10 protein-coding genes are annotated in these 10,548 nt (G+C 70.3%); 9 read left to right on the top strand and 1 reads right to left on the bottom strand.

From position 1 onward, the window contains the following. The 9 genes from IE325_RS32490 (at position 1) to IE325_RS32450 (ending at position 8,903) form a co-directional block, all read left to right on the top strand. A complete protein-coding gene (locus tag IE325_RS32490; RefSeq protein WP_190073689.1) occupies positions 1–552 on the top strand; it encodes a NuoI/complex I 23 kDa subunit family protein in 552 nt (183 codons plus the stop codon). Next, positions 549–1,274: an NADH-quinone oxidoreductase subunit J family protein gene (locus tag IE325_RS32485; RefSeq protein WP_373315252.1), complete on the top strand. Its 726-nt coding sequence runs from the start codon at positions 549–551 to the stop codon at positions 1,272–1,274. The genes IE325_RS32490 and IE325_RS32485 overlap by 4 nt, the downstream gene beginning before the upstream one ends. Further along, positions 1,274–1,678: an NADH-quinone oxidoreductase subunit NuoK gene (nuoK, locus tag IE325_RS32480; RefSeq protein WP_190073688.1), complete on the top strand. Its 405-nt coding sequence runs from the start codon at positions 1,274–1,276 to the stop codon at positions 1,676–1,678. The genes IE325_RS32485 and nuoK overlap by 1 nt, the downstream gene beginning before the upstream one ends. After that, positions 1,675–3,669: an NADH-quinone oxidoreductase subunit 5 family protein gene (locus tag IE325_RS32475; RefSeq protein WP_190073687.1), complete on the top strand. Its 1,995-nt coding sequence runs from the start codon at positions 1,675–1,677 to the stop codon at positions 3,667–3,669. Before nuoK ends, IE325_RS32475 begins: the two co-directional genes overlap by 4 nt. A gap of 6 nt (positions 3,670–3,675) precedes the next feature. Next, complete coding sequence (locus tag IE325_RS32470) at positions 3,676–5,250, top strand: complex I subunit 4 family protein (protein ID WP_190073686.1); 1,575 nt, start codon at positions 3,676–3,678, stop codon at positions 5,248–5,250. Then, positions 5,247–6,770, top strand: coding sequence for an NADH-quinone oxidoreductase subunit N (locus IE325_RS32465; RefSeq protein WP_190073685.1), 1,524 nt, complete (start codon positions 5,247–5,249; stop codon positions 6,768–6,770). The genes IE325_RS32470 and IE325_RS32465 overlap by 4 nt, the downstream gene beginning before the upstream one ends. A gap of 214 nt (positions 6,771–6,984) precedes the next feature. Beyond that, positions 6,985–7,848 (top strand): zinc metalloprotease HtpX, encoded by an 864-nt coding sequence (gene htpX, locus IE325_RS32460; RefSeq protein ID WP_190073684.1) that lies wholly within the window; start codon positions 6,985–6,987, stop codon positions 7,846–7,848. Beyond that, positions 7,845–8,240, top strand: a complete 396-nt coding sequence (locus IE325_RS32455) for a YccF domain-containing protein (RefSeq protein WP_190073683.1) — start codon at positions 7,845–7,847, stop codon at positions 8,238–8,240. The genes htpX and IE325_RS32455 overlap by 4 nt, the downstream gene beginning before the upstream one ends. Before the next feature lie 96 nt (positions 8,241–8,336). Continuing rightward, positions 8,337–8,903, top strand: coding sequence for an SMI1/KNR4 family protein (locus tag IE325_RS32450; RefSeq protein WP_190073682.1), 567 nt, complete (start codon positions 8,337–8,339; stop codon positions 8,901–8,903). A 251-nt stretch (positions 8,904–9,154) separates the two neighbouring features. Here IE325_RS32450 and IE325_RS32445 read toward each other — a convergent pair whose 3' ends face one another. Then, positions 9,155–10,414, bottom strand: a complete 1,260-nt coding sequence (locus IE325_RS32445) for an APC family permease (RefSeq protein WP_190073681.1) — start codon at positions 10,412–10,414, stop codon at positions 9,155–9,157. Positions 10,415–10,548: the final 134 nt, after the last annotated feature.

Here is a 10,548-nt window from a genome sequence, read left to right as displayed (position 1 = left end):
ATGGCCCCCCTTCCTGGAAGCGGCCTGGCCAAGGGCCTGGCCGTCACCCTCCGCACGATGACTAAGAAGTCCGTCACCGCGCAGTACCCGGACACCCAGCCCGACCTGCCGCCCCGCACGCGCGGAGTGATCGGCCTGTTCGAGGAGAACTGCACGGTCTGCATGCTGTGCGCCCGCGAGTGCCCGGACTGGTGCATCTACATCGACTCCCACAAGGAGACCGTCCCGGCCGCGGCCCCGGGCGGCCGGGAGCGCAGCCGCAACGTCCTCGACCGCTTCGCCATCGACTTCGCCCTGTGCATGTACTGCGGTATCTGCATCGAGGTCTGTCCTTTCGACGCGTTGTTCTGGTCCCCGGAGTTCGAGTACGCCGAGACCGACATCCGCGAGCTCACCCACGAGCGCGACAAGCTCCGCGAGTGGATGTGGACCGTCCCGGCCCCGCCCGCTCTGGACCCCGCCGCGGAGGAGCCCAAGGAGATCGCCGCCGCCCGCAAGACCGCCGAGAAGCTGGCGGCCGCCCGGGCGGAACCGCAGGAGGGAGAGTCGTGAGCCTTGCCGCAGCCGCCGCGACGGCACACGCCACGACCACGATCACGACCACCACCGCAGCGGAAGCACACGGCTTCCTCTCACCCACCGGCGTCGAGATCGCCTTCCTCCTCGTCGGCCTGGTCACCTTCGGCGCCGCCCTGATCACCGTCACCACCCGACAACTGGTGCACGCCGCCCTGTGGCTGGTCGTCGCCCTCGGTGGCCTCGCCGTCGAATACCTCCTCCTCACCGCCGAGTTCATCGCCTGGGTGCAGGTCCTCATCTACGTCGGTTCGGTCGTCGTCCTCCTTCTCTTCGGGCTGATGCTCACCAAGGCTCCCATCGGCCGCTCCCCGGACGCCGACTCCGGCAACCGCTGGGTCGCCCTCACCGTGGCCGTCGTCGCCGCGGCCACCCTGGTCTGGGTGGTCGTCGACGCCTTCCGCACGACCTGGATCGACCTCGACGGCCCCGCCGCCGGCTCCACCCGGGCCACCGGCGAGAGCCTCTTCCAGAATTGGGTCCTCCCCTTTGAGGCCCTCTCCGTCCTCCTCCTCGCCGCACTGGTCGGCGCGATCGTCCTGTCCCGCAAGGCGAAGGCGGAGTCGAGCTCTCCCCCTGTGAACTCCCGTGCAGCGACCGGCAGTTCCCCATCCGTCCCGGATTCCCGCAATCACCCGATCGAGGGGAATGGCCGCGGCGAGGGAACCAGCCCGGCCGAGCAGGAAGGCGCCCGCTGATGCATCTCGCCTATCCCGCCGTACTCTCCGCCCTCCTCTTCTGCACCGGCCTGTACGGCGTCCTCGCCCGCCGCAACGCGATCCTGGTCCTGATGTCGGTCGAGCTGATGCTCAACGCCGTCAACCTCAACCTGGTCGCCTTCGACGTCTGGCTCAGCAGGGCGGCCGAGGAGACCCTGCACTCCGGGCAGGCCCTGACTCTGTTCACCATCACCATCGCCGCCGCCGAGATCGGCATCGGCCTGGCGATCGTGCTCGCCGTCCACCGCAACCGCGGCACCTCGGACATCGACAAGCTCCGCGACACCGCCGAAGGCCCCGAGCCCGAAGGCCCCGAGCCCGACGGCCCCGACCACGACGCCCTCACCGCCGGGCAGGCCGAGAAGGCTGAGGCCACCGCGTGACCACGACCACCCTCGCCGTACTCGTCCCCCTCCTTCCCTTCCTCGGCGCCGCGGCCGGACTGCTCCTCGGCCGCACCGCTCCCGGTTTCGTCCGCCCGCTCGCCGTCCTGCCGACGCTCGCGGCCCTCGTGCTCGCCGTGGTCGTCGCTGTGCGCCAGGGCGGCGATCAGGCGATCAACTCGGCCACCGAGCTCACGCCCACCGGCTCGGTCCCGATCGAACTCGCCCTGCACATCGACGGCTTCGCCGCCCTGGTCGCCGTACTCGTCGGCGTCGTCGCCACCTGTGTGCAGATCTACTCGACGGGCTACCTGCGCGAGGACCCGCGCTACCCGTCCTACGCCGCGCTCGTCTCCCTGTTCACCTCCGCGATGCTCCTCGTCGTCTACTCCGGCGACCTGATGGTGCTGCTGGTCGGCTGGGAGATCATGGGCATCTGCTCGTACTTCCTGGTCGGCCACTACTGGGAGACCCCGGAGGCGCGCGCCGCCTCCATCAAGGCCTTCCTGGTGACCAAGCTCGGTGACGTCCCCTTCCTCATCGGCCTGTTCGCGCTGGCCACCGACGCCGGGTCCTTCCGCATCACCACGATCCTCGACACCGTCGCGGACGGCGGACTCGACAACCCGACCCTGGTCGCCCTGCTGCTCCTAGCGGGCGTGGCAGGCAAGTCGGCGCAGTTCCCGCTGCACACCTGGCTCCCCGACGCGATGGCGGGCCCGACACCCGTCTCCGCGCTGATCCACGCCGCGACGATGGTCGCCGCCGGTGTCTACTTCGTCGCCCGTCTCCTTCCGGTCTTCGAGGCGTCCCAGGCCGCGATGATCGTCCTCGCCGCGATGGCCGCCGTCACGATGATCGGCTCCGGTCTCGCCGCGCTCGCCCAGGACGACATCAAGCGCGTCCTCGCCTACTCGACGATCGGTCAGCTCGGCTATATGACCGGTGCCCTCGCGGTCGCCGACCGCGGTGCCGCCGTCTTTCACCTCCTGTCGCACGGCGCCTTCAAGGCGCTGCTGTTCCTCGCGGCCGGCGTGATCATCCACGCCTCCGGCACCAACTCGCTGGCCGCCATGTCCCGCATGAGCCACCTGCGCGACCGCGTCCCGGACGCCTTCTGGACGATGACCGTGGCGCTCCTCGCGCTCGCCGCGATCCCGCCGTTCAGCGGCTTCTTCTCCAAGGAGTCCGTCCTCGGCGCCGCCGAGCACGTCGCCACCGGCCACACCGAGCACGCCCCCGGCGCCTCGGGCTGGCTTGTCCTCGTCTCCGGCCTGGTCACGGCCCTGCTCACCGCCGCGTACGCGATGCGCCTGTGGCTGCTGGCCTTCCGCGGTCGCGGCGCCGAGGCCCCCGACCACGGCAGGCAGCCGCTGACGATGACCGTCGTGCTGTGGGTGCTCGCCGTGCCGTCCCTCGCCGTCGGCGCGTTCGCGTACCGAGTGCTGCCCGACTGGTTCGACGGCCGCGACCTCACCCCGACCCTCACCACCTCCGTCCTCGGCACGGGTGTGGCCCTGGTCGGCGGCATCGTGACGTACGCGGCCTGGCGGCACACCACCGCAATCGCGGCCCGCGTCCCGCTGGGTGCCGTCGCCGCCCATCCCGAGGGCGACGCCGGACTCGTCGAGGCCGAGGCCATCGCCAGCCACGCGCCCGTGTACGGGGGAGTCGCCTACGCACCGGACCCGGCGGACCCCGGCCGGATGCTGCTCGGCCCCCTGCACCGGCACGCGGCCGTCGGCTTCCACCTCGACGCCGTGTACAGGGCGTTGTTCGTCCGTCCGGTCCAGGGCGGCGCGAGTCTCGTCCGGTTCCTCGACCGCGAGGTCGTCGACACCTACGTACGCGGCGCCGGCGCCCTACCCCGCTGGCTAGGCATCGCCGTACGGCGTGCTCAGACCGGCAATGTGCAGACCTATGTGAGCGCGCTGCTCGCCGGCACCGTCGTCCTCGCGGTCGCCGCCGTCCTCGTCGCCACGGGAGCGTGAGCAGGCGTGATCGATATCAACGAGTCCGTGATGCAGTTCCTTCTGGCGTTCGTCGTCGTCGGCCCGCTTCTCGGCGCGGCCGCCGCTCTCCTGCCCGCCCCGCCCGGGCTGAAGGGGAAGTCGCCCGAGCAGGCCGTGCTCCGGCACGGCGTCACCGTCACCGGCGCGGTTCTCATCGCCGCGATCGTCCTGGCGCTCGGCTTCGACCATGACCAGCCGTCGAAGATGCAGGCCAGCACGGACATCAGCTGGATCCCCGCACTCGACGTGCGCATCCACCTCGGCGTCGACGGCATTTCCCTCCCCCTCGTGGTCCTGACCGCGCTGCTGACCTTCCTCTGCGCGCTCTTCAGCTACTTCAAGATGCCCGCGGGCCCGACCCCGAAGGCGTTCGTCGCACTGCTGCTCGTCCTGGAGTCCGGAACCCTCGCCACCTTCGCCGTCCTCGACCTGCTGCTGTTCTTCCTCGCCTTCGAAATGGTCCTGATCCCGATGTACTTCCTCATCGCCCGCTGGGGCGGCGAGGGCAGGACCGCGGCCGCCTGGAAGTTCATCCTCTACACGCTGCTCGGCTCCGTGGTCATGCTGCTCGGCCTGCTCCTGATCGGAATCAAGGCGGGCACATTCGACATGGTGGCACTCGCCACTGACAACGGCCGGTCGCTGAGCGCATCCGTGCAGGTCATCGCCGTTCTGGCGATCGGAATCGGGCTCGCGGTCAAGACGCCGATGTGGCCGCTGCACAGCTGGCTTCCCGACGCCCACACCGCCGCGCCGACCGTCGGGTCGGTCCTGCTGGCCGGCGTGCTGCTGAAGATGGGTACGTACGGGTTCGTCCGCATCCTGCTGCCGATCACGCCCGACGGCTTCGCCGACTTCGCGCCCTACCTCGCCGCCTTCGCCGTCGTCGGGATCATCTATGGATCCCTGGCCTGCCTGGCCCTCGCCAAGCAGGGCGCGAAGGGCGACCTCAAGCGCCTCATCGCCTACTCGTCCGTCGGCCACATGGGCTTCGTCCTGCTGGGCATCGCCACGATGACCCCGACCGGCGTGAACGGCGCCCTGTTCGCCAACATCGCCCACGGCCTCATCACCGGCCTGCTGTTCTTCCTGGTCGGTGCCCTGAAGGACCGTACGGGCACCACCGACCTCGACGCCCTCGCCGAGCAGACCGGCGCCGCGCTGTACGGCAAGGCCCCGCGCCTGGGCGGCCTGCTCGCCTTCGCCGCGGTCGCCTCGCTCGGACTGCCGGGGCTCGCCGGGTTCTGGGGCGAGATGCTGGCGCTGTTCGGAGCGTTCGAGCCCGCCCCCGAGCTCAGCCGCCCCGCCTTCCTCACCTTCATGGCGATCGGCGCCTTCGGCACCCTGCTCACCGCCGCGTACCTGCTCGTCGTGGTCCGCCGCGTCTGCATGGGCACCGCACCGCAGGACGCCCCGAAACTCGCCGACGTCCAGACCTACGAGTTCGCAGCCTGGACCCCGCTCGTCGCCCTCACCGTCGTCGCCGGACTCTGGCCGAAGACCCTCCTCGGCCTCACCGACCCGGCCGTGCAGCAGCTCCTCGCAGGAGGCACCCGATGAGCTCCCTGGCCCAGCCACTGGCCGCGAACCTCGTCCAGTCCGTCGACTGGGTCGCCATCGCGCCGCCCACCGTCGCGGCGGCCGTCGCCCTCGTGGTCCTCGTCGCCGACCTGTTCATCGCGGAGCACAAGAAGGCGGTGCTCGGCTGGACCTCCGTGGCGGGCCTGGCCGCCTCCGCGCTTCTGCTGCTGCCCCTCCTGGACGGCGATCGCTCCACCTTCTGCCTGGCCGGCGACGACAGCCTGTGCAGCTACACCGCCGACCGCTTCACCCTCGTCATCCAGTTCCTGGTCCTCGGCGGCGCCCTCCTGGCGGCCCTGCTGTCGGTCACCGCGCTCAAGGACGCCAACAAGGGCCTTCCCGAAGGGGAGTTCTGGTTCCTGCTGCTCTCGTCCGCGGCCGGAGCCGCGCTGCTGCCCGCCTCCCGGGACCTCGCGACCCTCATCGTCGCCCTGGAAGTCGCCTCACTGCCCGCTTTCGCCCTCGTCGGCCTGCGCCACGGCGACCGCAAGTCCTCCGAAGCGGCACTGAAGTTCTTCCTGTCCTCGGTCACCGCGACCGCGGTCAGCCTCATGGGCATCAGCTTCGTGTACGCCTCCACAGGCACCCTCTACCTGACGCAGATCGCCGAGCGGATTCAGGACGTCGACGGACAGCTCCAGACCCTCGTCCAGACCGGAGTCGTCCTCACACTGATCGGCTTCGCCTTCAAGATGGCCGCCGTGCCCTTCCACTTCTGGGTACCGGACACCTACGTAGGCGCGCCCTTGCCGGTCGCCGCCTACTTGTCGGTCGTCGGCAAGGCGGTCGGCTTCACCGGCCTCATCCTCGTCACGGTCATCGCCCTGCCGTCGTACGCCGATGTCTGGGGCCCGGCCATGGCGGCGCTGGCCGCCCTCACCATGACCGTCGGCAATGTCGGCGCCCTGCGACAGCAGGCCACGCGCGCGTACAGCGCGGTACGCCTGCTCGCCTGGTCCTCCGTCGGACAGGCCGGCTACCTGCTGGTGCCGGTCGCCGCCGCCGCGTACTCCGGCGACGCCGAGCGCTCCATCGGCTCCACCGTCGCCTACGCCCTCATGTACGCCGCCGTGAACCTCGGCGCCTTCGCGGTGGCCGCACTCGTCGGCCGTACGAAGACCCTCAACCGCATCAGCGACTACCGCGGCCTGTACGCCCGCAACCCGCTGTCCGCCCTCGTCCTGGCCTTCTTCCTGCTCTGCCTCGCCGGACTCCCGCCGGGCATCATCGGCCTCTTCGCCAAGGTCACCGTCTTCTCCGCCGCCGTCGACGCAGGGCTCGGCTGGCTCGCCGTGATCATGGCCGTCAACGTGGTGATCGCGCTGTTCTACTACCTCCAGTGGACGGCCCTGCTGTTCCGCGCCCCCGAGGGCGAGCCCGTCAGGCATCTCGCCCCCGCGCCGCTCACGGCCGCGATGGCCCTCACCGGAGTCGTCGGCGTCGCCCTCTCAGGCGCCCCCCAGCTGATCCTGCGGTTCGCCGACACCGGGCTCTTCTGAAACCCGGGGCGCAGCCCTGGGGAGCATTCCGTACGCACGCGGGCGCATTCACCCGTACGGCCCACGCCCGCCGCCGTACGCGCAAGGGAACCCGAGACCCTCGCCTGGCGTTGACCAGTACAGAAGGGTCCACTGGACGTGACATCACGGCACCAGTGGCATCGGAGATCGACCAGTAAAGGGTTCCCCTGCCGCACCACTTGGAGGGCGTACCGTGCACCGCCGGCACAACGGGCTCAGGACCGCAGTCCTCCTCGGGGGACTGTCCGCAATCATCATCGTCATCGGCAGTTTCTTCGGCCGCATGGGGCTCGTCATCGCGGTGGTCATCGCGCTGGGCACGAACGCCTACGCGTACTGGAACAGCGACAAGCTGGCGCTACGCGCGATGCGCGCCCGCCCGGTCAGCGAGTTCGAGGCCCCCGGGCTCTACCGCATGGTCCGCGACCTCTCCACCCAGGCTCGCCAGCCGATGCCGCGCCTGTACATCTCGCCGACGGAGGCCCCGAACGCGTTCGCGACGGGCCGCAACCCGCGCAACGCCGCCGTGTGCTGCACCGAAGGAATCCTGCGCATCCTCGACGAGCGGGAACTGCGCGGTGTCATCGGCCACGAGTTGAGCCATGTCTACAACCGCGACATCCTGATCTCATCGGTCGCCGGGGCGCTCGCCTCAGTGATCATGTTCCTGGTCAACTTCGCGTGGCTGATCCCGATCGGCCGCTCCGATGACGATGACGGGCCCGGCCTCCTGGGCATGCTGCTGATCATGATTCTCGGCCCGCTCGCCGCCACCCTCATCCAGCTGGCCATCAGCCGCTCCAGAGAGTACGAGGCCGATGCCTCCGGCGCCCAGCTCACGGGCGACCCGCGCGCCCTCGCCAGCGCCCTGCGCAAGCTGGACGCCGGCACCAAGCAGCTCCCGCTGCCCCCGGAGCCACGTATCGAGACCGCAAGCCACATGATGATCGCGAACCCCTTCCGTCCGGGGCAGGGGTTCTCGAAGATGTTCTCCACACACCCGCCCATGGCGGAACGTATTGCCCGGCTCGAGAAGATGGCAGGCCCCCCACAATGAAGACCATCCTCAACGTCATCTGGCTCGTCCTGAGCGGCTTCTGGCTGTTCCTCGGCTACCTGCTCGCGGGCCTGTTGCTGTGCATCACCATCATCGGCATCCCGTTCGGCATAGCGGCCTTCCGCATCGGCGTCTACGCCCTGTGGCCCTTCGGGTACACGACGGTCGAGCGTCGTGACGCGGGAGCCCCCTCCTGCGTCGGCAATGTGCTGTGGCTGATCCTGGCGGGCTGGTGGCTCGCCCTCGGTCACATCGTCACCGGCCTCGCCCTGTGCATCACGATCATCGGGATCCCGTTCGGCATCGCCAACTTCAAGCTGATCCCGGTGTCACTGTTCCCGCTGGGCCGCGAGATCGTGTCGACGGACAAGCCGTTCGCGTCGGGCTGGTGACCGAGCGGGACGGTGTGGACAGCCGCAGGTTTTCCACAACCGGCCGGTTGTCCACAGGCCGGACCGATTGTCAGTGGCGGCTTGCATCATGAATGCATGACCGAGAACGAGCAGTTGCTGACGAGGGTCGCGGACAAGGCCCGCAACACCCGGCCGTGGGGCTGGACTTCACTCCCCGAGCCCTTGGACGTGGCCGCCGTGGCCCGCGCCGAGACCGCCCTCGGCTTCCGCCTGCCCCCGCTCCTCGCCGACCTCTATCTGCGTATAGGGGACGGCGGATTCGGTCCGGAGTACGGCCTTTTGCCCCTGCTCGACAGCCCGCCGGCCGGCGAGCCCGCCGCCGTCACGCAATACCTCGCCAACCGCGAGAGCGCCCGCAAGGACCCCGACTGGCCCTGGCCCGAGGGCGTCCTGCCGATATCCCACTGGGGCTGCGCCATGTACGCATGCGTGGACTGCCACAGCCCTGAGGCCACCGTCCTGCTCTTCGAACCGAACGCCGACGACGTGGACAACGCCTGGTACGTGGACGCCCCGAGCCTCACGGACTGGCTGCGTGCCTGGGTCGACGGCACAGGTTGGTACGAGGAGACGAACGAGGAGCTGGAACTGGCCCCTTGGGCCGACTTCGGCATACGCACTGCGACGGCACACGCGTCCTGAGAAGGGCGCGATCCGGAGATCGGTGAGCGGGCCGGCCCTGCCCTGACCGGACCGAGAGTTCGGCACCCCGGCGGCCCGACCTGCCACGGGCCCCCACCACCGCGCGACACACCACAACCGCGGCCCAGCGCCGCCGCTTGCCGCCCCCCACCGCCGTCGTCCCGCCACGACACAACACACCGCCACCCCCGCGACACCGGCCCGCGCCCGACTTTCTGCCCCCAGGTGCTCTACCGCCTGCCCCCGGCGCCCTACCGCCCCCGCGCCCCCATCCACCCCCGCACGCCATACGCGACCACACCCACCACCAGCACACCCACACCCACGACAACCGAGACCGCAGGAAGCGAGAACGCCAGGACCACACACCCGAGAAGCCCCACCGCCGGTACGACGCGCGAAGCCGCTGCTGAATCAAGGGTCCAGGCCGATGCGTTGGCCACGGCGTAGTACGCCAGCACACCGGAGGAGGAGAACCCGATCGCGCCCCGGACATCCACCGTGGCGGCCAGGACGGCGACCACCGCGCCCACGGCGAGTTCGGCCCGATGGGGCACCTGGAAACGCGGATGCACGGCCGCCAGGGCGCCGGGCAGATGCCGATCCCGGGCCATGGCCAGCGTCGTCCGTGAGACGCCCAGGATCAGGGCGAGCAGCGAGCCGAGCGCGGCGACGGCGGCACCCACGCGCACCACCGGCACCAGACCCGGCACCCCGGCCGCCCGTACCGCATCGGCCAGCGGTGCGCCCGCCTGCCCGAGCGCCTCCGACCCCAGGACAGAGAGGACAGCCACCGCGACACACGCGTACACAACCAGCGCGATGCCCAGGGCCAAGGGAATGGCCCGGGGGATGGTTCGCGCGGGGTCCCGTACCTCCTCACCGAGGGTGGCGATCCGCGCGTACCCGGCGAACGCGAAGAACAGCAGCCCGGCCGCCTGAAGCACGCCGCCCACACCCCCGGAGGCCCCGATGTCCAGGCGGCCCGCATCGGACTCCCCGGACCCCAGGCACACGACCACCACACAGGCGAGGACAGCGAGGACCACTGCCACGATCACCCGGGTCAGCCAGGCGGACTTCTGGACGCCGCCGTAGTTCACCGCGGTCAGCGCCACCACGGCCGCGACCGCCACCGCATGCGCCTGCCCGGGCCAGACATACGCGCCCACGGTGAGCGCCATCGCCGCACAGGAGGCCGTCTTACCGACCACGAACGACCAGCCCGCGAGATAGCCCCAGAACGGTCCGAGCCGTTCACGCCCGTAGACGTAGGTGCCGCCCGAGGCCGGATACAGGGCGGCCAGGCGTGCCGAGGACGTGGCGTTGCAGTAGGCGACCACGGCTGCGACGGCCAGTCCGAGCAGCAGCCCGGAGCCGGCCGCGCGTGCCGCCGGTCCGAGCGCGGCGAAGATCCCGGCTCCGACCATCGAGCCGAGCCCGATCATCACGGCGTCCCCCACCCCGAGGGTGCGCCGTAGTTCGGGGGAGGCGGAGCTGGACGGTGTCATGGCCGGAACCCTACTGATCGCTGCAACCGAGGGGTGCCGCCGTGACGTCCTGTCCCACAACAGAGCACGAACAAGCGCGCCCGAAATCACAGTGCCGGAACAGTGCAGGCACAGCGCGGAGGGGCAGGTTCAGG

Origin of the sequence: Streptomyces lanatus (assembly GCF_014655715.1) — a bacterium.
Taxonomy (GTDB): Bacteria; Actinomycetota; Actinomycetes; order Streptomycetales; family Streptomycetaceae; genus Streptomyces; species Streptomyces lanatus.
Note: the sequence above shows the minus strand (reverse complement) of the source record. Positions and strands in the feature narration are given on the sequence as shown.

Excerpts from the sequence above, each read along its gene's own strand:
- IE325_RS32490 (WP_190073689.1), top strand. The coding sequence starts at position 1 with ATGGCCCCCCTTCCTGGAAGCGGCCTGGCCAAGGGCCTGGCCGTCACC.
- nuoK (WP_190073688.1), top strand. The coding sequence starts at position 1,274 with ATGCATCTCGCCTATCCCGCCGTACTCTCCGCCCTCCTCTTCTGCACC.
- IE325_RS32465 (WP_190073685.1), top strand. The coding sequence starts at position 5,247 with ATGAGCTCCCTGGCCCAGCCACTGGCCGCGAACCTCGTCCAGTCCGTC.
- IE325_RS32455 (WP_190073683.1), top strand. The coding sequence starts at position 7,845 with ATGAAGACCATCCTCAACGTCATCTGGCTCGTCCTGAGCGGCTTCTGG.
- IE325_RS32450 (WP_190073682.1), top strand. The coding sequence starts at position 8,337 with ATGACCGAGAACGAGCAGTTGCTGACGAGGGTCGCGGACAAGGCCCGC.
- IE325_RS32445 (WP_190073681.1), bottom strand. The coding sequence starts at position 10,414 with ATGACACCGTCCAGCTCCGCCTCCCCCGAACTACGGCGCACCCTCGGG.